25 protein-coding genes and 3 pseudogenes are annotated in these 26,510 nt (G+C 61.4%); 20 read left to right on the forward strand and 8 right to left on the reverse strand.

Annotation, left to right across the window (positions count from 1 at the left end; translation table 11 throughout):
* Positions 1 to 283: 283 nt before the first annotated feature.
* Positions 284 to 427 carry a DUF2274 domain-containing protein gene (locus JG739_RS10810; RefSeq protein WP_240992694.1) on the forward strand — a complete coding sequence of 48 codons (144 nt, stop codon included), beginning with the start codon at positions 284 to 286 and terminating at the stop codon, positions 425 to 427.
* Between the two features lie 316 nt (positions 428 to 743).
* Positions 744 to 905 (forward strand): annotated as a pseudogene (locus JG739_RS35280) (LysR family transcriptional regulator); the annotation flags it as partial.
* On the opposite strand, the gene JG739_RS10820 reads toward JG739_RS35280, so the two are convergent.
* Positions 868 to 1,689 carry a helix-turn-helix domain-containing protein gene (locus JG739_RS10820; protein ID WP_244749800.1) on the reverse strand — a complete coding sequence of 274 codons (822 nt, stop codon included), beginning with the start codon at positions 1,687 to 1,689 and terminating at the stop codon, positions 868 to 870. The pseudogene JG739_RS35280 and the gene JG739_RS10820 sit on opposite strands and share 38 nt — an antisense overlap.
* Positions 1,690 to 1,793: 104 nt before the next feature.
* On the opposite strand from JG739_RS10820, the gene JG739_RS10825 reads away from it, so the two are divergent.
* The 8 genes and pseudogenes from JG739_RS10825 (at position 1,794) to JG739_RS10860 (ending at position 11,452) form a co-directional block, all read left to right on the forward strand.
* On the forward strand, positions 1,794 to 3,356 hold the full coding sequence (locus tag JG739_RS10825; protein ID WP_202366449.1) for an ABC transporter substrate-binding protein: 1,563 nt from the start codon (positions 1,794 to 1,796) through the stop codon (positions 3,354 to 3,356).
* Between the two features lie 73 nt (positions 3,357 to 3,429).
* Positions 3,430 to 5,418, forward strand: coding sequence for a CocE/NonD family hydrolase (locus tag JG739_RS10830; RefSeq protein WP_202366450.1), 1,989 nt, complete (start codon positions 3,430 to 3,432; stop codon positions 5,416 to 5,418).
* Positions 5,419 to 5,457: 39 nt separating this feature from the next.
* A pseudogene (locus JG739_RS10835) lies at positions 5,458 to 5,547 on the forward strand (hypothetical protein); the annotation flags it as partial.
* Between the two features lie 780 nt (positions 5,548 to 6,327).
* Positions 6,328 to 7,287 carry an MBL fold metallo-hydrolase gene (locus tag JG739_RS10840; RefSeq protein ID WP_202366451.1) on the forward strand — a complete coding sequence of 320 codons (960 nt, stop codon included), beginning with the start codon at positions 6,328 to 6,330 and terminating at the stop codon, positions 7,285 to 7,287.
* A 52-nt stretch (positions 7,288 to 7,339) separates the two neighbouring features.
* A complete protein-coding gene (locus JG739_RS10845) occupies positions 7,340 to 7,546 on the forward strand; it encodes a (2Fe-2S)-binding protein (protein WP_202367409.1) in 207 nt (68 codons plus the stop codon).
* Positions 7,547 to 7,686: 140 nt separating this feature from the next.
* A complete protein-coding gene (locus tag JG739_RS10850) occupies positions 7,687 to 8,940 on the forward strand; it encodes a cytochrome b (RefSeq protein ID WP_202366452.1) in 1,254 nt (417 codons plus the stop codon).
* Positions 8,941 to 8,987: 47 nt separating this feature from the next.
* Complete coding sequence (locus JG739_RS10855) at positions 8,988 to 10,550, forward strand: mechanosensitive ion channel family protein (protein ID WP_202367410.1); 1,563 nt, start codon at positions 8,988 to 8,990, stop codon at positions 10,548 to 10,550.
* The gene (locus tag JG739_RS10860) at positions 10,547 to 11,452 is read left to right on the forward strand and encodes a pirin family protein (RefSeq protein WP_202366453.1); all 906 of its coding nucleotides are present in this window, start codon (positions 10,547 to 10,549) and stop codon (positions 11,450 to 11,452) included. Before JG739_RS10855 ends, JG739_RS10860 begins: the two co-directional genes overlap by 4 nt.
* Before the next feature lie 86 nt (positions 11,453 to 11,538).
* Here JG739_RS10860 and JG739_RS10865 read toward each other — a convergent pair whose 3' ends face one another.
* Positions 11,539 to 11,895 carry a DUF1810 family protein gene (locus tag JG739_RS10865; protein ID WP_202366455.1) on the reverse strand — a complete coding sequence of 119 codons (357 nt, stop codon included), beginning with the start codon at positions 11,893 to 11,895 and terminating at the stop codon, positions 11,539 to 11,541.
* 46 nt (positions 11,896 to 11,941) lie between these two features.
* On the opposite strand from JG739_RS10865, the gene JG739_RS10870 reads away from it, so the two are divergent.
* Positions 11,942 to 13,348 (forward strand): IS30 family transposase, encoded by a 1,407-nt coding sequence (locus JG739_RS10870; RefSeq protein ID WP_202363131.1) that lies wholly within the window; start codon positions 11,942 to 11,944, stop codon positions 13,346 to 13,348.
* 140 nt (positions 13,349 to 13,488) lie between these two features.
* Here the strand turns inward: JG739_RS10870 and JG739_RS10875 are convergent, their stop codons facing one another.
* On the reverse strand, positions 13,489 to 13,770 hold the full coding sequence (locus JG739_RS10875) for a GNAT family N-acetyltransferase (RefSeq protein ID WP_202366456.1): 282 nt from the start codon (positions 13,768 to 13,770) through the stop codon (positions 13,489 to 13,491).
* A 95-nt stretch (positions 13,771 to 13,865) separates the two neighbouring features.
* Positions 13,866 to 14,624, reverse strand: a complete 759-nt coding sequence (locus JG739_RS10880; protein WP_202366457.1) for a sensor histidine kinase — start codon at positions 14,622 to 14,624, stop codon at positions 13,866 to 13,868.
* A 441-nt stretch (positions 14,625 to 15,065) separates the two neighbouring features.
* Here JG739_RS10880 and JG739_RS10885 point away from each other — a divergent pair, with 441 nt between their 5' ends.
* From JG739_RS10885 to JG739_RS36010, 8 genes and pseudogenes are all read left to right on the forward strand, one after another.
* Entirely contained in the window at positions 15,066 to 15,851 is a 786-nt protein-coding gene (locus JG739_RS10885) for an alpha/beta fold hydrolase (RefSeq protein WP_202366458.1), read from the forward strand.
* Positions 15,852 to 15,911: 60 nt separating this feature from the next.
* A pseudogene (locus JG739_RS35285) lies at positions 15,912 to 16,004 on the forward strand (NmrA family transcriptional regulator); the annotation flags it as partial.
* A 330-nt stretch (positions 16,005 to 16,334) separates the two neighbouring features.
* On the forward strand, positions 16,335 to 17,105 hold the full coding sequence (locus JG739_RS10890) for an SDR family oxidoreductase (RefSeq protein ID WP_202366460.1): 771 nt from the start codon (positions 16,335 to 16,337) through the stop codon (positions 17,103 to 17,105).
* Positions 17,106 to 17,293: 188 nt separating this feature from the next.
* Positions 17,294 to 18,124 carry an alpha/beta fold hydrolase gene (locus JG739_RS10895; protein ID WP_202366462.1) on the forward strand — a complete coding sequence of 277 codons (831 nt, stop codon included), beginning with the start codon at positions 17,294 to 17,296 and terminating at the stop codon, positions 18,122 to 18,124.
* Positions 18,125 to 18,221: 97 nt separating this feature from the next.
* Positions 18,222 to 18,644, forward strand: a complete 423-nt coding sequence (locus JG739_RS10900) for a cupin domain-containing protein (RefSeq protein ID WP_202366464.1) — start codon at positions 18,222 to 18,224, stop codon at positions 18,642 to 18,644.
* 90 nt (positions 18,645 to 18,734) lie between these two features.
* A complete protein-coding gene (locus tag JG739_RS10905; protein ID WP_202366467.1) occupies positions 18,735 to 19,169 on the forward strand; it encodes a CBS domain-containing protein in 435 nt (144 codons plus the stop codon).
* A gap of 56 nt (positions 19,170 to 19,225) precedes the next feature.
* Positions 19,226 to 19,681 (forward strand): glutathione S-transferase N-terminal domain-containing protein, encoded by a 456-nt coding sequence (locus tag JG739_RS10910; protein WP_244749802.1) that lies wholly within the window; start codon positions 19,226 to 19,228, stop codon positions 19,679 to 19,681.
* Between the two features lie 383 nt (positions 19,682 to 20,064).
* Positions 20,065 to 20,187 (forward strand): hypothetical protein, encoded by a 123-nt coding sequence (locus JG739_RS36010; protein ID WP_274609432.1) that lies wholly within the window; start codon positions 20,065 to 20,067, stop codon positions 20,185 to 20,187.
* Between the two features lie 137 nt (positions 20,188 to 20,324).
* Here the strand turns inward: JG739_RS36010 and JG739_RS10915 are convergent, their stop codons facing one another.
* Genes JG739_RS10915 through JG739_RS10930 form a run of 4 tightly spaced genes read right to left on the reverse strand, consistent with a single transcriptional unit; the run spans position 20,325 to position 25,663 of the window.
* Positions 20,325 to 21,032, reverse strand: coding sequence for a response regulator transcription factor (locus tag JG739_RS10915; protein ID WP_202366469.1), 708 nt, complete (start codon positions 21,030 to 21,032; stop codon positions 20,325 to 20,327).
* The gene (locus JG739_RS10920; RefSeq protein WP_202366470.1) at positions 21,022 to 21,411 is read right to left on the reverse strand and encodes a response regulator; all 390 of its coding nucleotides are present in this window, start codon (positions 21,409 to 21,411) and stop codon (positions 21,022 to 21,024) included. Before JG739_RS10920 ends, JG739_RS10915 begins: the two co-directional genes overlap by 11 nt.
* Positions 21,408 to 22,055, reverse strand: a complete 648-nt coding sequence (locus JG739_RS10925) for a response regulator transcription factor (protein WP_202366472.1) — start codon at positions 22,053 to 22,055, stop codon at positions 21,408 to 21,410. Before JG739_RS10925 ends, JG739_RS10920 begins: the two co-directional genes overlap by 4 nt.
* Positions 22,052 to 25,663, reverse strand: a complete 3,612-nt coding sequence (locus JG739_RS10930; protein WP_202366477.1) for a PAS domain-containing protein — start codon at positions 25,661 to 25,663, stop codon at positions 22,052 to 22,054. Before JG739_RS10930 ends, JG739_RS10925 begins: the two co-directional genes overlap by 4 nt.
* A gap of 283 nt (positions 25,664 to 25,946) precedes the next feature.
* Here JG739_RS10930 and JG739_RS10935 point away from each other — a divergent pair, with 283 nt between their 5' ends.
* Positions 25,947 to 26,465: a carboxymuconolactone decarboxylase family protein gene (locus JG739_RS10935; RefSeq protein ID WP_202366478.1), complete on the forward strand. Its 519-nt coding sequence runs from the start codon at positions 25,947 to 25,949 to the stop codon at positions 26,463 to 26,465.
* The last annotated feature ends 45 nt before the right edge of the window (positions 26,466 to 26,510 follow it).

The following is a 26,510-nucleotide window of genomic DNA, read 5'->3' on the forward strand; positions in this document are numbered from 1 at the left end:
GCGAAGGCGGCATAGACAGCTAATGTCGGCCGACGACGGTTGCGGAACCATACGGAACGATACGGGAAGGATGTCTGATCTGTGCCCACGAAAAGGGAAATAAAATCAAGGCTTTGAGTACGTCCTCCGGGCCCACCATTGTCGTTATTTATCAATGCTTTATAGGGTGGTTCGCCACGAGGCTCGCCAATAGGTTCGCCAAGCATCGGCTTGCGCGTGACGAAGCCAAGCGCTGAACGACTACGCGGCGATTTACCGTCAGACCTATGGCGAGTCCGAAGCCGTGGCTGAACTGATCCCGTTTATGCTGGTCGGGTTCCTGGAAGGCGACCGGGCGTTTGCCAAGGCGAGGAAGGAAGGTTTGCCACGCGCCGGCGTGCCGGCGAAGACCGGACGGCAATCAGCTTTAACATCAGACAACACTTAAGTGAGGCATCGCTCTAGCAGCACGGCCGGCTCTTGATCCTGCCGCGCCGCCTTCGATGGGCTGCTCCACCGAATTTTACTGATCAGGCATGGCAGCCGAAGGGAGATGGCGTATTTGCGCCCGGCATCACGCGCCATTTCGAGGATACCAAGGTCAGGAGGAGGACGGCTATGGCGAAGTAGCGGGGCGGCACCGACAGACCGTCGACATGGATTCAGGTATCGTCCGAGATATGGTTTGTTACTCCGTCCTGATGTGGCGCCGCCTGAAATCGCGCCAGAAGCAACGAACTCGATTGACCTTTGCGCGAAACGCCATGCGTGACATCGACCTGAACCTGCTCACCGCCCTCGACGTCCTGCTCCAGCAATGCAGCGTGACAAGGGCTGCGCTCAGGCTTCGGCTCAGCACCTCCGCGATGAGCCGCACCCTGTCGCGGCTCAGGGAGGCGCTCGGCGATCCGGTCTTGGGGCCTGCACAGACGCGGCGGCAACCGGCTGGGCCTCGGTCAGAAAAGACAGCACGGCCGTGGGTAGCGCTGCGGAATTGGGCGCATAGATGCCGCAACGCGAAATAAGACTTCTCTTGTTGACGCGCTTCCCCAGATATTGCCAGACGGTGCGGGTGGCGTAGGGCAGATTGTTGTTTCGCCACGATATGCCCATAGTGACGCCCCGCAGGTAACGCCGCTGGTACGTTTCGAACGGCATGAGGATCGTCTGTCCAAAGGTTGGGGCATCGCCGCGCGTCAGTTCCGTCAAAAAGATGCGCTGGTGCCGATACGCCGCGAGCCCCGTATAGCGTGAACGCTGCACGATGCCGTTTTCGGCATCTTCGATGCGCTCAAGCGAGGAAACCAGAACTTGTCCGCCATTCTCGCGCAAGTGAGCGCAGGCGCAGACGATCCGGTCAGGCCAGGACAGCGACGTGTGCCATGCCTGGTAGAATCCGAGATATGGTCTGAGTGCATGCAGGTCACCCGGAAAGGCGTCCGCCAGCGGCCCTTGGAGGGCCGTTTGTCGGCGCCGCTCGCTCAATTTGCTGCGGAAGACGCCAGGGGACAGGTCGAAATCGGCTGGTTCGAGGCCAAAAGCTGCCGCGATCGTCAGGAGGTTATGAGCGGAAGGAAGGGTTCCTGCATTGAGGTAGCGGTTGAACTGCTGCCGGTTGATACCGATGGTGCGGCACAAATCGGATACCGATCTGTGGGTGCTGCAGGCAAGTTTCAGGTTGCTGCTGAAATTGGCCCATGGCTTGCTCATGGAGACAGTATAAACTCGCTTAAAAACGCTTCAAGCGACGAAATTGCGTTGCCGCGGCCTCTGCCTAGTATCGGCCACAAGGCTTCAGTCCAAAGGGGAACCCAATGAGCGCTTCCAGCAGGTTATCGAGTCTCTCACGCCGTGATCTTCTTCAAGCGGGGGTGGCTCTGGGCCTTGTCGCAGCCGCAGGCTCACTGACGTCACCGGCCGCGGCGCAAACGCCAGTGCGCGGCGGACAGTTGCGGCTGGGGCTCGATGGCGGCGCCTCTGCCGATACGCTCGACCCGGCCCTGGCGTCCGCCAGCGTCAATTTTGTGATCGCGCATTGCTGGGGCGATACGCTGGTCGAATCCGATCCCAAGACGGGCGCGGCGGTTCCCTCGCTGGCCGAATCCTGGTCCCCGTCGGCCGACGCCAAGGAGTGGACCTTCAAGATACGCAAAGACGTTCGTTTCCACGATGGCAAGGCATTTACTGTTACCGATGCAGTCGAGACCTTGCGCCGCCACGCCGGAAAGAAATCGCAATCGGGCGCATTCGGCCTGCTGTCCGGCATAGACCGCATCGAGGAACGGGCGGGCGACATGGTGGTGACGCTGAAAGAGGCCAACGCTGACTTGCCGCTGATATTTACCGACTATCATCTTCAGATCCAGCCGGGCGGCGGTGTGGAAAAGCCGACAGCTGCGATCGGCACTGGCCCCTACAAGCTGGTTGCGTTCGAGCCGGGCATTCGCGCCGCTTTCGAAAAAAACACCGACGACTGGCGCCAGGACCGGGGCTACGTCGACGGCGTCCTTATTACCGTGATGAACGACCTGACTGCCCGGACCAGCGCCTTGCGGTCCGGTCAGGTCGATTTCATCAGCACCGTCGAACCCAAGATCGTGCCGTTGCTGAAGCGGGATCCGGGCGTCGAAATCCTCCGTACCTCCGGCAAGGGGTTCTATTCCTTTCTGATGCATTGCGACACCGCGCCGTTCGACAACAATGATCTGCGTCTGGCGCTCAAATATGCGATAGACCGCGAGGCTATCCTCAAGCGGGTTCTGGGCGGGTTCGGCACCATTGGCAATGATTACCCGATTAACGCCAACTATGCGCTCGCGCCTACCGACATAGAGCAGCGCAAATACGATCCCGACAAGGCCGCATTCCATTTCAAGAAGTCGGGCCTTCAGGATCCGATCCTGCTGCGCACTTCCGAGGCGGCGTTCCCCGGCGCGGTCGATGCGGCCCAGCTTTTCCAATTGAGCGCGGAAAAGGCCGGCATCAAGATCAATGTGCAGCGCGAGCCGAGTGACGGCTACTGGTCGGAAGTCTGGAACGTCAAGCCGTTCTGCACCTCCTTTTGGGGTGGTCGTCCGACGCAGGACGCGCGCTATTCCACTTCCTACGTTTCCAACGCGGAGTGGAACGACACCCGCTTCAAGCGGCCCGACTTCGACAAGATGGTGGTGCAGGCGCGCGGTGAACTGGATGAGACCAAGCGGCGCGTACTCTACCGTGACATGGCGCTGATGGTGCGAGATGAGGGCGGCCTGATACTGCCGGTGTTCAACGACTTCATCAACGCCTGCACGAGCCATCTCAAGGGTTTTGTTCCCGATATTGGCAATGACTTTTCCAATGGCCGCATCGCCAGCCGGGTCTGGCTGGAGGCTTGAACCGGAAATGATCGTGCTTTTCCGGCGGCGGGTAGTGTGCTTGCCACCGCGTGGAGCTTTTGTGGTTGATCGCATGACGAACAGGAATTTCCGTGTCATTGAAAATGAGTGGATCGTCCTGAAAGACGACACCCGGCTCGCCGCACGCATCTGGATGCCCGAAGCGGTTCCTGGCGGGGTGCCGGCGGTGCTCGAATTCCTGCCTTATCGCAAACGCAACGGCACCGCCCCGCGGGATGAGTCCACCTATCCTGTATTCGCGGCCGCCGGCATCGCGGGCGTGCGCGTCGATATTCGCGGCTGCGGCGAGTCCGATGGCGTGATCGACGGCGAATATACCGTGCGCGAGCTTGCCGATGCGATCGAGGTTATCGAATGGATCGCAGCGCAGGACTGGTCGAACGGCAATGTCGGCATGATGGGAATTTCCTGGGGCGGGTTCAACGCACTCCAGGTGGCGGCTTTGAAGCCACCTGCTCTCAAGGCCGTGATTTCGCTGTCGTCCACCGTCGATCGCTACAATGACGACATCCATTACAAGAATGGTGCCCATCTGTCGGCGCAACTGTCATGGGCGGCGACGATGAATGCCTACCAGTCGCGATCCCCCGACCCCGATCTTGTCGGAGAACGCTGGCGCGACATGTGGCTCGAGCGCCTGGAAGGCGAGCCGTTCTTCATGGAGGAGTGGCTGTCCCACCAACGCCGCGACGACTTCTGGCGTCACGGTTCGGTCTGCGAGGATTTTGCCGGGTTTTCTGTTCCAGCACTGGTGATTGCCGGATGGGCCGACGGCTACCGCAACACGCCCTTGAAGGCGGTTGCCGGGATGCCGGAAATGGCCTGGGGCCTGATCGGTCCATGGGTTCACAAGTATCCGCATTTCGCCTATCCGAAGCCCTGCGTCGATTTTCATGCCGAGGCAATTTCATGGTGGCGGCATTGGCTGTGCGCAGAAGACAACAAGGTGGAGAATACGCCGAGGCTGCGTGCTTATATCCTGGACGGGCCGCGACCCGGCCGCCGGCGCGAGACCGACCCGGGCTATTGGGTTGCCATGGACAGATGGGACGTTCCCGACGCACTCGTCCTTAGCCTGGACGCGTCGGGCAGGCTCGCTCGGTGCAATTCATCGCATGCTGAAGGAAATACCCTCCTGCACTCTCCTCAGGATACGGGCACCGCTGCGGGAGAGTTCTTCACGCTGAAGCCGGATTCGGAAATGGCCGGCGACCAGCGTATCGACGATGCTGGATCACTCATTTTCGACAGCGTCGTTCTTGCCGAAGAATACATCGTGTTTGGCCAGCCGCTCGCAAAACTGTCGCTTTCCAGTGATGCCAACTTCGCCAACCTTGCCGTCAGGCTCGTCGACGTCCATCCCGACGGTGCGGCGACGCGCGTCAGCTACGGTGTGCTCAACCTTGCGCATCGCAACGGCAATGCCGAGCCACAGCCTCTGAAGCCGGGCGAGACGGTCGAAATCGAGTTGGTGCTCGATGCGTGCGGCTACCGTTTTGCGCCCGGCCACCGTCTGCGTCTGTCCTTGTCGAGCGCCTATTGGCCGACGATCCTGCCGCCGCCCTGCGACGCAACGCTGATGATCGATCTTGCCACGCTGCGATTGGAACTGCCGCTGCTTGGCGAGCATCGCAGGGTCGAAATCCCGCAGCCATCCAATCCCGATCCTCTGCCCCGTTACGAGGTCCTGACGGACGGATCGTCGGGCCGCTCTGTTGAACGCGATCTGCAAAATGGCGTGACGCGCTACCGGGTGCACGAGGATACAGGTCTTAGCCGCCATCCGGGCAACGGCTTGTGCACGCGCGACATCCGGCAGGAGGTATGGTCGATAGCGCCCGATGACCCGCTGTCGCTGACGGCAGAGGTCCGCTGGACGTGCCGTGCCGAGCGGGAAGGCTGGCGAACGCAGAGCCATTCCATCACGCATCTCTCCTGCACGGCGACCGAATGGGTGTCGCAACGGATCGAAGCACTGGATGACGGCCGCAAGGTGTTTGAGCGCGAGCGCAATTCCCGCATCTCGCGTGACCACATGTAATAGAGCGCCTATCGCTGCGGCTGCGGCAATGCCGGGCATTTCAGCCGGGTGTTTCGCCAGCACACCGGCATCACCCCGACCCATGTATGGCATCCGAACCGATGCGCAAGCGGTTCTACCAATGCGTGAACCGGATGGAGCTGCGCCAAGTCCGATTTCTGCTCGAGACGCCCGAAATCCGAGATGCTGCTATATCCCTAAGCCAGGAATTAATCTCGTTCATCGTCTTTAGGTTCGCCCGACCATACGAGAGAATACGGGGGAAACGGGTTGGCAAACCATCCGCTAACATATTGATTTCCTATGGGGTACTTTGTCCCTCCGGGCCCACCAAAATTATTCAATATCAACCAGTTATGGTCGACTTCGCTTAGAAGTGGGCCAATCTAGATTCTAAGCCCCAGGAGCAGGTGCATCGACTTAATCCATGAGCGGGAAGGGCGAGTTATGCCTGCTCTTAAGTTCTATAGTCGCTCTGTTCAGTCAGGTTTGTGCAGCCATGTATAGTCCAGCTATTTCAAGGCTGGAAGACCCTTGGGCGACGCGTGCGGCAAAAGGCGGTAACGACGTGCGAATGGGACGATTGGCGGGACCGATCGAGAATGCCGCGGCGGCAAGTAAGCTGGTGTCAACACAGCTGGGCGTACTGCCAACAGGCGAGAGGCACAGCCGTTGCTCGCTGCTCAAAACGGCGTCTTCCGACTTTCGCGGGATATCACCCATGCTCGCAACGGGTCTGCCATAGACTTTCGCATCGCCTGACCGGTGCTTCCGTCCGATGGTGGCGCAGGCCGAGGCGGTGCAACTTCCTCCGTAGACGCCAGGTGGCGGTCCCTGGAGGCTCATGCCAAATCCACGGGCGCCAGCGGCGGAGGTGGCCGATACGGCCGTGGTCAGCAGGAGACAAACATGACCCTGGACAACATTTCACACCCCTCGATCCAGCATTGCGCCGACAGCCTGAACGCCAAGCACAGCAACGGTAGACCGGAGCCCGAATTGGTTCCGTCGCGCTACGCGCTACGGGTCGGCGACATCGAAGTGCTGGTGATCAGCGATGGAGTGCTGCCGATACCAGCCCCGGTTATGGCATACAACGTCGACCCGGCCGTCCGGGCGGCCTGGCTGGACGACATGTTCCTGCCGCCGGACGTACTCGAGTGGCCGCTGAACGTGGTCGTCGTACGCAGCGGCGGCCGGACCATACTCGTGGACGCCGGGCTGGGGATGGATCCGGACTTGCACTTGCCGAGGGCTGGGCGGCTGGTCTCGCGACTGGAGGCAGCCGGCATCGATCTTGCTTCCGTCACCGACGTGGTGCTGACCCATATGCATATGGACCATATCGGCGGGCTGCTCATCGACGGGGTGAAGGACCAGCTGCGTCCGGATCTGCGGATTCACGTGGCGGCCGCCGAGATCAAGTTCTGGGAGTCGCCCGATTTCTCCCGCGCCTCCATGCCAACGGGGTTCCCGGATGCGCTTCGGCGGGCGGCCAAGCGGTTCGTGAACGAGTACCGCAGCCAGTTGCGGCCGTTTGAGACGGAGCACGAGGTGGCGCCGGGGGTGGTTGTCACTCTCACTGGCGGCCACACCCCCGGGCACAGCGTGGTCCGCCTGGCGTCCGGCGGCGATAGGCTGACCTTCGCCGGCGACGCCGTGTTCCAGGTCGGGTTCGACCAACCCGATTGGCACAACGGCTTCGAACACGACCCTGAGGAGGCGGCCCGCGTCCGCATCAATCTTTTGCGGGAGCTGGCCGCGACCCGTGAGCCGCTGGTGGCCACTCACCTGCCATTCCCGTCTATCTGCCATGTGGCGGTGGACGGCGATGTATTTCGTTGCGTACCGGCTGTCTGGGACTACTGACCCGCTTGTCGGGTCAGAGCCGCACCAGGTCGGCATCAATACTTATCGCGCCATGATCGTGTGCTCGTGCAATGTGTTGAGCGATCAGGATGTCCGCTCCGCCGTCAAGGCGGAGCGGACGTGCTCGATCCGCCAAGTCTATGGCTGTCTCGGCTGCAGCGCCCAGTGCGGCCGTTGCGCGCGTACTATCCGCCGCATCATTGACGAGGCGCTCGCCAGCGCCCGTGCGGCATCCTGCAACGACCGCGCGCAGTCCTGACTCGGCCGCCTCGGCCGTCGGGCGCAGCCTTTCAGTCAGGAACCCATAGACCAACGTATCGGACGCATGCGTCCCCGGCATGATAGTTCGAACACTGGAAAGGCTGGCATGCTTGGGACTTCAAAACCAGAGGCACTCCGATGAGCGGTGGGCATTCCACCTATATTCCCAAGACCAGGATCGGACGCTGGTTCGACGCCCGCCTGCCGGTGTCGCGCCTGGTGCATGATCAGTTCATCGTCTACCCGGTTCCGCGCAACCTGAACTACGCCTATTCGTTCGGCGGCATCCTGTCGATGATGCTGGCCGCGCAGATCGTTACCGGCGTCGTGCTGGCCATGCATTACGCGGCCGACACGACACTCGCCTTCAATTCCGTAGACAAAATCATGCGCGACGTGAATTCCGGCTGGCTGTTGCGCTACCTGCACTCCAATGGCGCGTCGTTCTTCTTCATCGCGGTCTACGTCCATGTCGCCCGTGGCCTCTTTTACGGCTCCTACAAGGCGCCGCGCGAACTGCTGTGGGTCCTCGGGTGCACCAACCTTCTGTTGATGATGGCTACGGCGTTCATGGGTTACGTGCTGCCCTGGGGACAAATGTCGTTCTGGGGCGCCACCGTCATCACCGGCTTCTTCAGCGCCATTCCGCTGGTGGGCGACTGGGTGCAGCAACTGCTGCTCGGCGGCTTCGCGGTCGACAATCCTACCCTCAACCGCTTCTTTGCGCTGCATTACCTGCTGCCGTTCATGCTGACGGGCGTCGTCATCCTGCACATCTGGGCGCTTCACGTCGCCGGCCAGACCAATCCGGCAGGCATTGATGTGAAATCGAAAACCGACGTCGTGGATTTCACGCCGCACGCCACCATCAAGGACATATTCGGGGCCGTGGTGTTCCTGCTCGCCTTCGCGTACTTCGTCTTCTACGTGCCGAATTATCTCGGGCATCCAGACAACTACACCGCCGCCGACCCGCTGAAGACGCCGGCGCATATCGTGCCCGAATGGTACTTCCTGCCGTTCTACGCGATCCTGCGCGCGGTCACCTTCAACATCGGGCCGGTCGACTCGAAGCTCGGCGGTGTGCTCGCCATGTTCGGCGCCATCGCCGTGCTGTTCTTCGTGCCGTGGCTCGATATGTCGAAGGTGCGCTCGGCTGTCTACCGGCCCTGGTACAGGCGGTTCTTCTGGCTGTTTGTCATCAACGCCCTCTTCCTTGGCTGGCTGGGGTCCAAGCCGGCGGAAGGCTGGTACATTCCCGCCATGCAACTATCGACCCTCTACTACTTCGCGTTCTTTCTCGTCGTCATGCCGCTGCTGGGCGTGATCGAGACGCCACGCCGGCTGCCGAACTCGATATCCGAGGCGATCCTGGAGAAAAGCCAGGAATAAGCTTGCCCGATTGCCGTGCTCCAAGGCGAGGATTGTGCGAGGATTTTATGGATTCGGATCCGGTCACGAGCTGGTGGAATGCTCCCCATCTCTACATGGTGCTGGTCGGTCTCGCCGGCATAGTCGTTTGGCACGTCATTCCGCGGCGGCTCTCCACCACCAGGCTGATTGTCCAGATCGCCTTCTTCCTTACCATGTCGGTCCTGCTGCTTGACGGAGCCGTGCTCCCCTACGAACCGACACGGGGCACCGAGACAACCGCTAGCGCAATCCTCGTCGGTTCGGCCAAGTTGCTGTGGTGGGTTCACCTCGCCTGGGCGCTGATCGGGTTTGTCCGCATCTATCTCGTGTTCGAGCGAAAGCCGCGCGAGGCGCGCCTTCTGCAGGACCTCGTCGTCGGCGCCGTCTATGTTGGGATGCTGCTGTCGATCCTGGCTTTCGTCTTCGGTGCGCCGGTCGGAACGCTGATCGCCACTTCGGGCGTCTTTGCCATCGTACTCGGACTGGCGCTCCAGAATACGCTGAGCGACGTCTTTTCGGGCATCGCGCTCAACCTTGGCCGACCTTATGTGCTTGGGGACTGGATCGTCCTGAGCGACGGCACCGAAGGGCGCGTCGTGGAGACCAACTGGCGATCGACCCACCTGCTCACCTTGGCGCACAACGTGGTGGCGCTGCCGAACAGCTTCCTCGCGAAGCTAGGGCTGACCAATGTCAGCAGCCCTGAGGAGAGCCATGGGCTGTCCGTCACGATAAGATTGGCGCCGACCAAGATGCCGGCGATCGTCGCGGACGTCATGAACGCGGCCTTACAAAGCAGCAACACAATACTGAGGGATCCCCCACCAGTTGTCGCCATCAAAGCTCTGGATGCGACGGCGATCGAGGTCAATTTGTTTTTTCGCGTCGCAAATGTTGGCCAGCGAATTCCAGCGAAGAACGAAATCTTCGATCTTGCCTACCGTCATTCCAAGTCCGCGGGTTTGCGGCTGGCGACGCCACCCTCCTCTGCGATTCTCATGAATGACTTGCCAAGCGAAGAGACAGCAAATCTCCCGGAAGTCACGCCGATCAAGCTTATAAACGCCATACCGATATTCTCGGCGTTGACGGACGACGAAAAGGAAGCCCTCGCGGCAACGGTTACGGTGCGCACCTATCGCAAGGGCGATATCATAGCACGACAGGGAGAGATGCTGCCGTCCCTCATGATTGTTCGGGCAGGCATCATTGTCCGAGAACACGACGATGACGCTCACCCGCAAGAAGTCGGTCGCCTCGCTCCAGGCGACTTCTTTGGAGAGACAGGTCTGTTAGCAGGCATCGGCGAGACCTCGACATTGCGCGCAATGAACCATGTTGTGGTTTACGAGATTGACCAGCAAAGCTTCGCGCCCCTGCTGCTCGACCGGCCCGAAATGGCCGAAGATCCCGCAGCGGTCCTTTCCGCCAGAATGTCTTCTTTCGGCGCGAGCGACATCGCCGGACAACGGCACACGAGCTCGAAACTTGCACTGCTCAAAGCCATGGATTCGGTGTTTCACGCCGTTCCGTTCCGGCGCGTTTTGAGCGCCAACGGACAGGATGCCCAAGAGAGAAAAAGGCCATGACCATCCGACATGCCGGCGTCTCAGACATCGATACCGTCGTTTTGCCAGTGTCCAGTGAACCTGGGCGCGGTTTCAAGGTACGGCGCGTACCGCCCTCCAAGCACGGGCAAATGATCGGCCCCTTTGTTCTCTTCGACCAAATGGGCCCCGCGGTGTTCAATACCGGCCAGGGTTTTGATGTGAGACCGCATCCCCATATCGGCCTCGCTGCCGTGACCTACCTGATCGATGGGGAGATCGTTCACCGGGACAGTCTCGGTAAGGTGCAGGCTCTCCGCCCCGGTGAAGTCAGCTGGATGACGGCCGGTTCAGGGATCGTCCATTCGGAGCGGACGTCGCTGGAGGCTCGAACGTCCGGGAGCAATTTTTTCGGCATCCAGGCCTGGGTCGCTCTTCCTTGCAGGCATGAGGAAGTCGCCGCCGATTTTGCCCATTATGCTGAACTGGCGATACCGAGGACGTGTGCCAGGGGAGTGGAGTTCACCTTGATCGCAGGAACCTCGGACGGTCTGGTCTCGCCTGTCAAAACCTTCTCCGACTTGGTGTTCGCCGAAATCGTGCTGACCAGCGGTGCACGATACCAGGTCAGGCCCGAACATCATGAGCGTGCTATCTATGTCGTCGCCGGCGAGGTCGAGATCGTCGGCCGGCCGGGCTCGTTTCGTGAGGCTGAACTGATACTGCTGGAACCCGACGCCGAGATCGTGCTCAAGGCGCCGGCTTTTCATTCAGCACGACTGATGCTGATGGGAGGCGAGCCCTTTTCCGAACCGCGGCACGTCTATTGGAACTTCGTATCCTCCTCAACCGAGCGCATCGAGCAGGCCAAGACCGATTGGCGTGAACGCCGTTTCCCGGAAGTGCCGGGGGAGGAGGAATTCACTCCTCTGCCGGAGGATTGACCAGGGCAAATCGCTTGCCCTGATCTGCCTGGCAGCATGCGACCGCAGGCGCGGTTCTTGACGGCGGAAACTCTGTGCTTGGCCAGCTAAGCGACTTGCCGCTGAATCGAGCGGATCCTGGTCATGGTGTCCTCGTCGAGCAGGCCGTCGAACCAGACGTCGAACATAGTTTCGAGCAGGAATTCGTCGTAACTGGCTTCGGAGAACAGCGTCAACGACGCGTGCAGTTTGCAGGCGTCGGTATCGCCGAAGACGGTGTCGGCGCTGAAGTTGACCAGCCGCTGCAACGTACCGACGCATTCGCGATAGCGACCGCCGAGCAGCGGAGAGGAAATATAGGCGTTAGCCTCCTCGAGCGACCTGATCGCGTAGGGCTCAAGCACACCGACGCTTGCGCTGGAGGCCAGCCTGGGAAAGATGAATTCCATGTAGGGCGTGCCCATGGCGGATTCAAGCGGTCGTCGCAACACCTAAACGAAGGAGGTTGCGATGGGCATCCAAAAGCGACGATCACACCGTTCTGGACGAGCGCCGTTGCCGTCACCGGGACGTCCGCCAGTGGCGGAGAGATCTGAACTCCAGCGATTCTGGTTGGGGATCGCGCAAGGAATGACAAGCGAAGATGCTGCGCTGGCTGCTGGTATGTCGCAGCCTGTTGGAACCAGATTGTTCCGACAGGCGGGTGGCATGGCACCAGCGATGTTCAGATCTTCGAGCAAGCCGCCGTCCGGGCGGTACCTCTCGTTTGTGGAACGTGAGGAGATCGCACTACTTCGCGTTCAAGGCCTTTCGAGACGCGAGATCGGTCGCCAACTTGGCCGATCCGCCTCAACCATCTCCCGCGAGCTACGACGCAATGCCGCGACGCGCAGCGGTGGCCTGGAGTATCGTGCATCGACAGCCCAATGGCATGCCGAGCGATCGGCCCGTCGACCCAAACCGACCAAGCTTGCGCTCAACACGACCTTGCGCACTTATGTTGAGCAGAGACTGGCCGGCGTCGTCATGACTCCGAGCGGCGCTCCCGTTCCGGGTCCCGCCGTTTCGTGGAAGGGCCGCCGGCATGGCCCGCGAAAGAATCGGCGGTGGGCCACGGCCTGGAGCCCGGAACAGATTGCCCGACGCTTGCCGATCGACTTCCCGGACGACGAGACGATGCGCATCAGCCACGAAGCCATCTATCAGGCCCTTTTTGTTCAGGGCCGGGGAGCGCTACGCCGCGAACTGTCGGCCTGCTTGAGAACGGGGCGCGTGTTGCGGGTCCCCAGGGCGCGCGTACGCGGGCGAGGCAAGAGCTTTGTCTCGCCGGAGATCATGATCAGTCAACGCCCCGCCGAAGCGGTCGATCGCGCGGTGCCGGGTCACTGGGAGGGAGACCTCATCCTTGGTCTTGGCAGCTCGGCGATCGGCACGCTGGTTGAGCGTACGACGCGCTTCACGATGTTGCTGCATCTTCCCCGACTTGCGGGGCATGGCGAAGCTCCGCGCATGAAGAATGGCCCTGCTCTCGCGGGACACGGAGCTGAAGCCGTGCGTGACGCGATTACGCGCACCATCATCACCTTGCCCGAAGAGTTGCGGCGTTCGCTGACCTGGGATCAGGGAGCCGAAATGGCTCAGCATGATCGTCTCAAGATCGACGCGGGTGTCCAAGTCTACTTCTGCGATCCGCAAAGCCCATGGCAGCGTGGCACCAACGAGAACACCAATGGACTGCTGCGTCAGTACTTCCCGAAAGGCACCGACCTGAGCGTCCACAGCGCCGACGAGATCGCCGCCGTGGCCGTGGCCCTCAATGCCCGACCGAGAAAAACTCTGGGATGGAAAACACCCGCAGAAGCGCTTGACGAGTTGCTGTCGCGAGTGAACACAATCGGTGTTGCGACGACCGCTTGAATCCGCCCATCATTCCCCGACGCAGAATGCCGATGGCATCTTCGTAAACCGGCTCCTGCGCGTGGACGAATCGCTGCAGATTGTACTCATCATTCATTGCAGCTCACCCGATCTCCTGGAAAGCAAGTATTCGGCCGAGATCATCCAGCGACGATGTCGGAATATTGCGGGTTCTTGACGAGGAATCGGCCCATGAACGGGCACCTCGGAATCGCCTTGCGGCGGGTCTTGCGCAGCACCTCAAAAATGCCCTGCGCCAACTGCGATGCAATGCCCTGTCCGGTGTATTCCGACGGAACCTCGGTATGGATCAGAACAACCCGGCCATTCTCGAGACGGTAGTAGGCGGCAGCGACCGCTCCGTCTGCAATCGGCAGCTCGAAACGATGTTGTTGTGTATTTTCCGTTACCTTCGCGTTCATTTGGGAGCCTCCGCTGTGCGCCTGGCCTGTGTTCAGATGTCGGTTGCAGGCATGAATGACCGGGCGCTCTGAGCCCGCGTCCGATTGGCTTGCGGTCAATCCTGCCGGGCCTCCATGGCGGGCAGTTGCAATATCACTGTCGTGCCCGACCCGAAGGCGCTTTCGATGTGGACTCGCCCTCCGTGGCTCTCGGCAAAATGCTTCACCATCGGCAGTCCGACGCCGCTCAGACCCGTGCCCTTGGTCGTGAAAAAAGGATCAAAGGCCCGGAGTACGGTCTCGCGAGTCATTCCGATGCCGCTGTCCTCGACCCGGAGTTCGACCACAATGCCATGACTCTCAACGACCGCGGCGGCGTTTATCGAAATCAACCCGCCATCCGGCATTGCGTCGCGTGCGTTGAATACGAGATTAAAGACCGCGTTCTGCAAACCCAGGGGATCGCATTTCGCAGCGGGTAGATCGCGCCCAGCGTGAACTTCGAGGCGAACATTGGTCTCCCATGCACTTCGGACGTGGTTTTCGACCTCGGCCAAGCAGGCGCCAACGCTTGCATGTTCAGGCGCTCGATGACTCGCCGCGGCGCGGCAGACCGTTTCCCGCACCAGCGCGCCTGCTTGCTGCAGGGCGGTCCTGGCGCTGACGATTACGGGTTCGAGCGCTGGAGCCGTTGAGACGCTCGGATGGCGCGCGACCCGGTTCAGCGCGGATGAAGCGACCTGAATAAGATTGCCCAGATCATGAACAATGCCCGCCGTCGGCTGCTCTACCGGCGGGGCAAACAGGGAAACATCATCGGTCCGGTCAAGGACATGGTTGCCGGCCGTGCCTGATCTTGTTTCCGCGCCTGACATTTCATGCCCTCTTTTGTTCGGTCGACACCTGGCAACTCAGTCGTGTGAGGACACTATGTTGAGGAGCATTTCGGGTCGATTGGATTGAGGACGAGGGCGAGCCATACGGCGGTATATGTCTCGTCGCAGTTTTCGCCGGATTGATCGTCATGGCACTTGTAGAGACCGGTGAAGGGAGACACTGACAGCCGACGCCAGTCGGCCGCGCACTCCCTGCCAACCCTGGACGCGCTGCCTGGGAACGTCGGCGCAGCCGGCGATGCGTTCGATCGATGCCGGGAACCTACCCGTGCGCCGGCCTCCGGCTACAGCTGCCACTCCCCCGGGTGCATTGCCCTAGACTTTCGGATCGCCTGACCGAGCCGTCCGTCGAATATTTTTGCGCGCCAAGTGGGCGCATTCTCCTCGGTATCGGACGACCCGCCGCACAGGAGAAGACACGTGCACAAGATCATCAGAGCTCTGGCCCTTGTTTACGCATGTTGCGTGTCGGACAGCGGGACGGCGCAGGCCGCGGACCATCAGGCAAAACCGACGATCGTGCTGGTGCACGGGGCCTTTGCTGAATCGTCAAGCTGGAACGGCGTCATCGCCGAGCTCAACAGGAACGGTTTCCGGACCATCGCCGCGGCCAACCCACTTCGCGGCGTTGCAAGCGATGCGGCCACCGTATCGGCCGTCATCGGATCCATAAGCGGACCGGTCGTTCTCGTAGGCCATTCTTATGGCGGTCCTGTCATCACCGAGGCGGCCAACGGGAAGGACAATGTGAAAGCGATAGTCTATGTGGCGGGATTCGCCCCCGACAAAGGCGAGTCCAGTCTCACGCTTTCGGGAAAGTTCCCAGGCAGCACGCTTGGCGAGGCGCTCCTGCCGGTGGCGCGGCCGGATGGAGGACAGGACCTCTACATCCAGCCGGAAAAGTTTCACGAGCAGTTCGCGGCCGACGTACCGGCAGCGCAGGCCAGCCTGATGGCTGCAACACAACGTCCGGTGGCCGACGCCGCCTTGGCAGAGCCCTCAGGCACCGCTGCCTGGAAGACAATTCCGTCCTATTCAATCTACGGCTCGGCTGATCGAAACATCCCGCCGGCGGTCATGAAGTTCATGGCCGAGCGCGCGGATTCGGTGAAGACCATCGTCGTCGAGGGCGCATCGCACGCCTTAATGGTTTCGCACCCGGCGGAGGTAACCTCGCTAATCGAGGAAGCCGCATCGGCAGAGTGACGAAACCGACCGCCCCGCGCCGGCTGCGTTCGGCAAGTGCAAGCCTCAGGAGACATCGACATGAAAATCGTGGTCATTGGCGGCACTCGGTACATCCAGTTGGCGACCGTCGAGAGGCTGCGTCACCAGGGGCACGACGTCGTGGCGGCGTCGCGGCAATGTCGTTCCCTCACAACAACGGCACCTCGTGATCCCGGCCACGCTGGCAGACCTCTTCGGGAATTCCTCCAGAACACCACCTCTATCCTGCGCCACCTTTGGCACGGCCGGCATCTTCGGCTCAGGCCCACTACGGCAGCGCCTCAGAGGTATGGGGTCCGGGGTCAAGAGGGAGGCTGCGAAGACGGTGTCGCTTGAGCCTACCCCGTTTGGCGAGCGAGCCGCTGAGGCGCCTCTCTAATTGAGGGATGCAGGACCGGCAGAGTGAGGAGCCGCCGGCATTATCGAAATCAGATCTTTTCGAAGTCAGAACAGGAGAATGACATGAAAATCGTAATCATAGGCGGCACCGGACTTATCGGCTCCAAGACCGTCGCAAGGCTGAGCGTGAAGGGCCACGACGTCTTGGCGGCGTCGCCAAGTGGCGGCGTCAACACCTTCACCGGTGAGGGATTGGATAAGGCTCTTGCCGGGGCGGAGGTTGTCATCGACCTCGCCAATTCGCCGTCGTTCGAGGACAAGGCCGTTCTCGAGTTCTTCGAAACAGCCGGAAAGAACCTGCTCGCGGCGGAGAAGGCCGCCGGCGTGAAGCATCACATTGCGCTCTCGGTAGTCGGGGCGGAGCGCCTGCCCCGCAGCGGCTACCTGCGCGCCAAGATGGCTCAGGAGAAGCTGATCAGGGAGTCGGGAATTCCCTACACGATCGTTCATTCGACGCAGTTCTTCGAGTTCCTTGGCGGCATTGTGCAGTCGGCAACCGTCGGCGACACGGTCACGGTACCGTCGGCCTACTTCCAGCCCATCGCCTCCGATGACGTCGCGGATGTCATGGCTGACGTGGCACTCTCCCAGCCGATTAACGGCGTGATGGAGATCGGCGGCCCCGAGCCTTTCCGCATGAACGAGCTGGTCGCGCGTTTTCTGCAGCTCGCCAACGATCCCAAGAAGGTGATCGGCGATCCTCACGCGCTCTATTTCGGGACCGAGCTAGACGACCGCTCGCTTGTCCCGGGCGCGGGCGCCCGGATCGGCTCGACGTCGTTCGAAGACTGGTTCAACCACGCCCCGCCGCGGCGAAGCGGTGTTGCGGCGTAACGGCGTCATCTGACGAGGAAACGACGATGGACCACAAGCTGCCCATTGCGCCTCAGGCAAGTCGCCGGGCCTTCCTCCTCGGCGCGGCGGCCGCCGGCATTGCAACCGGCCTGCCCAAACGCGCGCTCGGGCAAGGGACAGCCGGCCAGGAGTCGAACTCATCCATCTCTCAAGAAGGATCGAAAGATATGAGCACTATCACCGCCAAGGATGGCACCGAGATCTACTACAAGGACTGGGGTCCGAAGGATGCTCAACCGATCGTCTTCCACCACGGCTGGCCGCTCAGCGCCGACGACTGGGACACGCAGATGCTTTTCTTCGTCGGGCATGGATATCGCACCATCGCCCATGACCGGCGCGGGCACGGCCGTTCCGCGCAGGTGAGCGACGGTCACGATATGGATCACTATGCTGCCGACGCGGCGGCGGTGGTCGAGCATCTCGGCCTGAGGGACGCAATCCATATCGGCCACTCGACCGGCGGCGGCGAAGCCGCTCATTACGTCGCCCGCCACGGCAACGGGCGCACCGCGAAGCTCGTCCTCATCGGCGCGGTGCCGCCAATCATGGTGAAGACGCCGGCCAACCCTGGCGGCCTTCCGATCGAAGTGTTCGACGGGCTGCGCAAGTCGCTCGCCGACAACCGCGCGCAGTTCTACATCGATTTCCCATCGGGCCCCTTCTACAGCTTCAATCGGCCGGGCGCGAAAGCGATCCCTGGCATCATCCAGAACTGGTGGCGGCAGGGCATGATGGGCAGCGCCAAGGCGCACTACGACGGCATCAAGGCCTTTTCGGAAACCAATTTCACCGACGACCTCAAGATCATCGACGTGCCGACACTCGTCATGCATGGCACGGACGATCAGATCGTGCCCATTGCCGATTCCGCGCCGTTATCGGCAAAGCTTCTGAAGAACGGCACGCTCAAGATCTATGAGGGCTTTCCGCACGGGATGTGTACCACGCATGCCGATGTGGTGAACGCCGACTTGCTCACCTTCATCAGGTCCTAGGCTCGCGCCGTGTCCTGAGGCGAGAGCCCGATCGCCGGCCGTCCTCCCCTCCGGCCGGCGATCGCCCCAATCTCAACCGCAAACTGGAGCCAGACAAATGATCCGGAGCATACTCTACAGCACCGCCGCTCTCGCGGCTTTTTTCGCCACCGCCGCGCTGGCCGACAATTCGGCCGGCGCCTTCCAAAACGTGAAGCTCGTTTATGATCAACCGCTTCCGAACGTGCCCGGCAAGAGCATGAGAGGTGTGCTCGTCGAATATGAGCCAGGCGGCAACTCGCCCGCGCATCTCCATCCCAAATCTGCTTTCATCTACGCCACGGTTCTCGAAGGGGCGATCAAGAGCAAGGTCAATGATGGCCCGGTGGTCACCTATCGCGCCGGCGAGAGCTGGTCCGAGTCGCCTGGCGATCGTCACAGCGTCAGCGAGAATGCCAGCGCAACCGAACCCGCCCGGCTGCTGGCCGTCTTCGTCGTCGACACCAACGAGACGGAACTGGTGCTGCCCTACGACGAATGAGGGCGGGATTTCATCGTCCTGTTTGGATGGGAAGAGAGCCGCGCCGCCTGAAGAATTGGCGGCGCGGCCAACGAAACCAAGGAAGCAGCAATGCTTATCGACAAACTGCATTCTTTGACGTCGCCGCGTCTCGCCGTGATCGACTTAAATGCCACCGTGCAAACTGCTGCCCATTGGCTTTCCAGGACTGGAGTCGGCCTCGTGGTGGTGTGCAATGGCAGCGGAAGCGCGGAAGGCGTCCTGAGCAAATCCGATCTCATCCGCCATCTCGCAGGTTCGACGTCGGCGCCACCGGTATCGGCCCTGATGAGCAGGTCCATCGTCTCGTGCAGCCCGCAGGATGACGTCCACGAAGTGTGGCAAATCATGACCGCGCTAAACCTCCAAAATATTCCCGTGATCGCCGATGGCGCCAGGCCTCTCGGCATATTGGACGTACGCGACGCGATGAAAGCTCTGTTCGAGCAGGAAGAAATGCAGGAGCGGATGCTCTTCAATTACGTCGCCGGGGTCGGCTACCGCTAGCCCGTCACCCCGCAGTGACCGCCCTTAAGAATATGCCCGTCGGAAGGATCGTAAGGATGAAACTATACTACAGCCCGCTTGCTTGCAGTCTTGCCGACCATATCGCCCTAATCGAGGCTGGCGTGCCATTCGAGCGGGAGAGCGTCAACCTGAAGACCAAGCGGACGGCATCGGGGGCCGATTTCAACGCAATAACGCGCAAGGGCTACGTTCCGGCACTGGTGCTGGACAGCGGAGAGATCCTTACCGAGAACATCGCTATTCTCGATTGGCTCGCCATGCAGTATCCGGTTCTCAGTGTTTCGGGAGACCTTGGCCGCACGCGCGTCCTGGAAGCGCTGGCTTTCATATCGACTGAAGTGCACCGCAGCTTCAAGCCAATGTGGCATGCAAGCAGCGAAACCCAAAAGGCACAGGCAAGAGCGACGATCTCGAAGCTGCTGGACATACTTTCGGAGAGCCTTGCGGGCAACTACTTGTTTGGCGCAACGCCCAGCGTGGCCGACTTTTAACTGTTCGTGATGCTGCTATGGGCCGAGCGCTTCGACGTCTCCGTTCCCGCGCAGTTGGTTGCACTGCGTCAGCGCATGGCGAACCGTCCGCCGTGCAAGAGGCCATGCGGCACGAGGGGCTGATCTCGGCAAATGACCGCGAAGCCTCCACTGCCGCCTGACGCGGCGATGGCCCCCTCTTCGCAGCCTTCGGCCGTTCCGATCGATCGGACGCCAATGGGGGCGGCTTGGTGGCTGACCGAGCGCCGGCATCAGAGGTCCAGCACCAGGATATGCAACTCGGCGAGGCATTGGAGCTGACCTTCCAGCGAGCGATCCGATCGCGGTGTTCGTTCCGGAGCGCCCGCGGAACAATTTGCCGGAAGCTGGCCAGGAGCGGGACCATGTTAACACTGGATGACAATGCCGTCATCATAACCGGCGAAAGTTCCGGCATCGGCAGGGCCGCGGTGCCAGGGGTGATCAGCCAGGTGAACGCCGTCGACGGCGGCCTTGGCCTTACGTGAGCGGCTGACTGAATACCTCTAACGAGATCTTTTTCGTCCGTGCCGGCCGGTTCGGTCTCTCCCGGCCGTTTCGCCCTTCGTTGGCGGCGCGCCGTTCGTCAGGCGTGCTAAACCCGTCGGGCGACGCGGGGATCGGCTCATGCCACAGTCCTCGCCCCGCCGGCGTCGCGCATCGCCGCCGGCAGCGTCTCCCAGGCGCGGATCAGCTCGCCGATGGATGCGGCCTCCATCTTGCGCATGACGTTGCCGCGGTGCAGCTTCACCGTCACCTCACTAATCCCGAGATCGAAGGCGATCTGCTTGTTGAGGCGTCCACGGGCGACCTGATGAAGAACCTCGCGCTCGCGTGGCGTCAGCGTCTCGAGGCGGTCGAGGTTGCGCTTGACGACCACAGCTTCCGCCCGCCGCGCGGCATCCATCGCAATGCCCGCAATAACAGCGTCAAGCAGCGTTTGGTCCCGCACCGGCTTGGTGAGAAAATCCACAGCCCCGGCCTTCATCGCCTGGACGGTCATCGGAATGTCACCATGCCCGGTCAGGAAAATGACTGGCTTGGGGTTGCCGCTTTGGGCCAGATGCCGCTGCAGATCGAGACCGCTCGCTCCCGGCATGCGCACATCGAGGATCAGACAACCGGCACTATCCAGTACGTCGGCATCGAGCAATTCGCGCGTCGAGCTGAAACAGACATGCTGGAACCCGGCGGAAAGTATCAATTCGGACAGCGCCTCCTGAACAGACGCATCGTCATCCACAATGATAACGAGTGGCTGTTCCGCTTCGCTCCTGCGCTGCGATGACAACGGCGCCGATCTCCGTAGGTGCGGCGGCTGCTCAACCCTCATGCTCATCTCCATTTTTCGATTTGCGTAATACATTGCCGATGGCTGCCAGCATGACTTTCGCATCGAAGGGCTTACGGAAGCGCCCGCTGACGCCCTGGGCTCTGTCCGCATCGGCAATCTCGTGGCGGCCGGTGATCAGGAACACCGGCAGGTCCGGGCGCACCTTCTTCACCAGATCACAAAGTTCGAAGCCGTCCATGCCGGGCATCCCGATGTCGGTTATGAGCACGTCAAGGCCCGACAGCCCGCTGATGAGCAATGATCGCCCCGACGAAAAGCTGCGGGCCGCATAGCCGGCGGACTCCAGCAGATCCTCCAGCGACTCGAGTAGCCTTGGATCGTCATCGACAACGGCCACGACAGGTCTTCCCTTGGTCACGCCCGGTTCCCTCCCGCTCGGCGCGAGTGGGTGATCGGTATCTCCAATCGCTCCGCAATCCTCACGAGATCAGCGAGCGACGCCGCCGCCATTTTCTGCATCACGTTCCTTCTGTGGATCTGCAGCGTGACCTCGCTGATTCCGAGCTCAGCGGCTGCCTGTTTGTTGAGAAGGCCGCTCACCACGAGCGGCAGCACCTCGCGTTCGCGCGGCGTCAGGTCGAGATAACGTTGCTCCAGCGCCACCAGTTCAGCACGCGCGGACCTCCTTTCCCGATCCTCGGCGAGCGCCGCTTGGATTGCAGCCATGAGATCCGCATCACTGAAAGGCTTGGTGAGAAAGTCCACGGCGCCATGCTTGATCGCCTGGACGGAGGACGGGATGTCGCCGTGCCCTGTTATAAAAACGATCGGCGGATGATCTCCCTTTGATATCTGCCTCTGCAGATCCAGGCCGTTGATGTCGGGCAGCTCGACGTCGAGGATGAGGCATGCCGGGATGTCCGGCTTGTTTGCACCGATGTATTCGCTGGCAGATCCGAACGCAGCGGCGCGGATGCCGTGCGAATCCAGCAGTTCGCTCAGCGCCTCCCGCAGGCGCGCATCGTCGTCCACGATGAAGACGATATGGTCATCCGTGGTCATGGCGCCGCTTTCGTTTCAATAGGCAAGGTGAAGACGAACGTCGCTCCCTGCGGTTCGTTCTTCTCCGCCCACAGGCGTCCGCCATGCGATTCGACAATCGAACGGCTGATCGCGAGCCCCATGCCCATTCCGTTCCCCTTCGTCGTGAAGAACGGTTCGAATATGTTGTCGGGAAACTCGATCCCCGCGCCACGATCGCTGATCTCCGTCTGAACCACATCGCCTATGCGGCGCACACGGACCTCAAGAACCCGGTCGCCCGTAACGGCGTCCATGGCATCCATGCCGTTGCGAATGAGGTTCACCAGAACCTGCTGGATGTGTACGCGGTCCAGCGCGACGAGCGGCAGGTCGCTTTCGACGTCGATATCCATGCGGACGCGCCGCCGCGCCGCTTCCTCGGCCATGAGGTTGCGCGCCTCGGCGATAACGCCACTGAGCGCCGTAGAACTCCTTGCCTCGCCGGATTGTTTGAACAGAGCGCGGATGCGACTCACGACGTCGGCGGCCGCATTTGCGTCACGAATAATGCGCTCCACCGTCTTCTGCGCACGCTCGAGATTTGGCGGCTCAGCCATAAGCCATCGCTGGCAGGCATGCGAGTTCGCCACCACGGCCGCCAGCGGCTGGTTTACTTCGTGCGCGATGGAAGCAGAGAGCTCAGCAAGGCTCGCGGCCTGACTCGCTCGTGCAAGGCTCTCTTGCGCCAGCCGCAGCTCTTCCTCCGCCCGAACCTCATTTTCAACATCGAGGCAGATGACATTCCACTGCACGATAGTCCCTTCGGTATTGCGCATCGGCGCGGCGCGTGTCTCGACCCAGCGATACTCGCCGTCGAACCGCCGCAGGCGGTGCCTGCGCGCATAGGGCTCGCCGGTGGACAACGAATGAGCATATCCTCCCTTGACGCCCGCCAAGTCGTCGGGATGCACACCGGCGTCAAGCGTGCCGGCCAGCCGGGACTTTCCGGTGCCGTCCAATCGCTCAAGCTCATACCCCAGGAACTCGCGGAGCTGCTGGCTACGATAGACCGGCTCGCCATCCGGGGCCGCGCAATCGATCATCGCCGGCAGCGTTTCAACGAGTTGCCAGAGGAAGCGCTCCCGCTCTTGCAGCGCTTCCTGAGAAGTTACGAAATCGTCGATATCGACGTTGGCGCCGAACCACCGGATGATGCGGCCGCTCTCGTCACGGAGTGGTTCAGCACGCCCCTCCGTCCAGCGGTATGAACCATCCCACCGGCGGTTGCGAAACTTCAGCTCGAACGGTTCGCCCGTGCTGAAGGAATGGGTCAAGGCCTGCAGCAAAGGGGCCCTGTCTTCTGGATGGACGATGGTCCGGATCGCACTGGGCAGGCCTCCGTCGGCATCAAAATCATCCAGCTTCAGGCCGATATAGTCCATCATCGTTTTGTTGATATATGCAGGGTCCCCGCCAGGCGTGACGCACCAGATCTGCACGGGCACGGTGTCGATGAGCTGTTGAAGCTGACGTTCCCGGTTGCGCAGCGCTTCCTGCGCGCGCATCTCATCGTCGATGTCAATGGAAATGGCATACCATTGCATGATCGCGCCGCTTTGGTCCCGCACCGGTTCCCCGCGGCCGTCCACCCAGCGATACGCGCCATCCGCGTGACGCATGCGGTACTTCATGGAGTAGGGCTCCCCGGTGGCGAAGGAGTGGCGGACGGTCTCCAGCAGACGTGCGGCATCTTCCGGATGGACGAGGGTCGTTATGGCTGCCGCCAGTCGGCTCATGTCCGGCTTGTCCAGTTGGGCCAGGTCGTTCAAGCCGAAGAAGTCGAGCAAGCGCTTGTTGAAGAAGGTCGGCTCACCTTTCGGCGTCAGACGCCTGATATGGACGGGAACCATATTTACGAGCTGCGAGAGCTCGCGCTCCCTGTCGCGCAAGGCTTCCTGCGCACGCACCTCCTCGTCGATGTCGAGGGAAACGCCGTACCATTCCGCGACCTCACCGTCTTCGTTACGCCGAGGCTCTACCCTGCACTCCGCCCAGCGGTACGCGCCGTGCTGTTCGCGCCAACGAAATCGCATCGTGGACATGCCACCGGTTTCGAAGCAATTCCGTAGGGTGTTCTGTACCTCGGGAGCATCTTCGGGATGGATCAGCTCCTGCAGCAGTTGCTCGATGCGCGGCTCTCCGAGAGCTTCGAAATCCGCGATGACGGAGCGGAAATGGTCCTGGTAGCGCTTGTTGAAGTAAACCGGTCCGCCCGTAGGCTTTGCGCTCCAGATCCGGACTGGTACGGCATCGATCGTCTCCTGAAGCTGCCGCTCGCTCCGCCGCAGCGCCTCTTCGGCATGCATTTGATCGTCTATGTCGTGACAGAGCCCGTACCACTGGACGATGCGCCCGTCTTGGTCCCTCATCGGCTCGGCGCGGCTCGACATCCAGCGGTAGACCCCGTCTTGACGGAGCAAGCGATACCGCATCGCAAGGACCTCGCCGGTGGCGAGACAATGGCGGAGCGTGTCCGAGAACGCTACTCTGTCGTCCGGATGGACGCCGGCCTCTATCATCGCCGTCATGCGGCTCATGCCCGGCTTGATCGTATCCGCCACGTCCAGGCCGAGAAAATCGACCATGCGCTTGTTGAAGAAAATCGGCTCGCCGTCGGGCGCGAGACGCCAGACGTGGCTCGGAACCATATCGACGAGCTGCGAGAGCTCCCGTTCCCGGTCTCGCGATGTGGCCAGCGCCAGCTGATATTGCCGGGATATGGCCGCCACGATGAGCGCCGAAAACGCCGAGATTGCCAGGAAAAGCTGCAGCATGACCTGCCTTTCCCTCTGCGAGTCGGGATCGCCGACAAACTGACTGTCACCGGATATCGTCAGCGCCATCGCGATCAGGGCGAGGAGCATCAAGGCGACGGCAGCACCTCTGAACTCGAAGCGCGCCGCGGCCCAAAGAAGGGGCGGCATGATGATGTAGGGGGTGGGCAGATAGATGTCGCTCAAGGAAAGTGTGGCGACCCCTAGGAAGATCAGACCTAGGACCCCGGCTTCCGCCCGCTGCGCGGGAGAGAATTGGGTCTTGCTGCGCCAATACTGGATCACGACCAGCGCCGGTGGCGCTACGAGCAGGATTCCGGTGGCGTCTCCAATCCAAAACAGCGGCCATACCGTCGTGAAGGTTTGCGATTCTACGCCAAACCACGCAAGCGTCGCGCTTCCCACCGTCGCGCTTACGAGGGGCGCAACTCCAGCACCCAGAACGACGAATGCGAGAACTTCCTGCAAGGTTTCAAGCCGAACCGGGCGCCCGCATGTCCGGTTCACCAGCGTTGCGCCGACAGTCGCGCCAAGGGCGTTGCCGATATAGATCAGGAAGCCCGCAGGCAGCGGACTGTGGAACCACACGAACTGCGCGAACATCTCCGCCAGGCAACCCGCCAGTATCCACCACGGCCAACTGTAAGGAGAGGTGAGGATGAGCGTCGCGATGAAAACGCCGCCCGGAGGCCAGATGGAAACCGTTATTCCGGGGACGATTGCGAGCGCCTGGGCGAACCCGCAGCCCAAGACATATGCCGCAAAAAATAGCCCCAGATGAAGGAATTGCGGGCGCGACCAGACGGACATCATCGGTTTCTCCTGCCGGGCAAAGAAGGGCTGGGGATTGTCAACGCTGCGTGTAGCACGTCTCCGCGATATCTGGGCTGGCGAACTCATGGCCCACTCTAATTCGGCGCCCCCCCGGCTGCACCTCATGGAAATCCATGAGGCGTGGCCGAAGCATACCTGGCCTAGCCCTCAGGATGATACTGCCTAGACCAGCCGAGTGGCGACATGGCCTCTCGCGTGATGGCTAGGCCCGGCGCGTCCCGGCATGATTTGCAGGCGATAAACCGCCTTCAAGGAGACATTCATGAATATCGCCACCAAACCGACGACGCAGGCCGGGACTAAGCTGCCCCGTGTTAACTGGGTCGAGCAATCTCCGGAACTCGTGAAGAAGTTCACCGGGGTTGCCACGGCTCTCCGTGCAAGCTCGATCGAGGAGTCCATCCTCAATCTTGTCAATATTCGTGCTTCGCAGCTCAACGGCTGTTCCTTCTGCCTCGATATGCACGTCAAGCAGGCAAAGATGCACGGCGAGCGCGAACTGCGCCTCTACCACTTGGCCGCGTGGAGGGATTCGACCCTGTTCGCCCCACGCGAGCGCGCCGCACTCGCATGGACGGAAGTCCTGACCAAGCTGCCGGACCAGGGCATTTCCGATGAGATCTATGAGCGCGTCCGCACGCAGCTGTCGGAAAAGGAGATCTCCGATCTTAGCTTCGCTGTCATGCTGATCAACTCGTGGAACCGCCTCAACGTCGGCTTCAAGACCGTGCCGGGTTCCGCCGATGGAATGTATGGCCTGGACAAAGCGGGGCTCAATTAGCCCGCTACAGACCGGCGGCGCGGCTGTCGCCGTGTCGCCGCTGAT

The sequence above is a fragment of the Mesorhizobium sp. L-2-11 genome (assembly GCF_016756595.1).
Classification (GTDB): Bacteria; Pseudomonadota; Alphaproteobacteria; order Rhizobiales; family Rhizobiaceae; genus Mesorhizobium.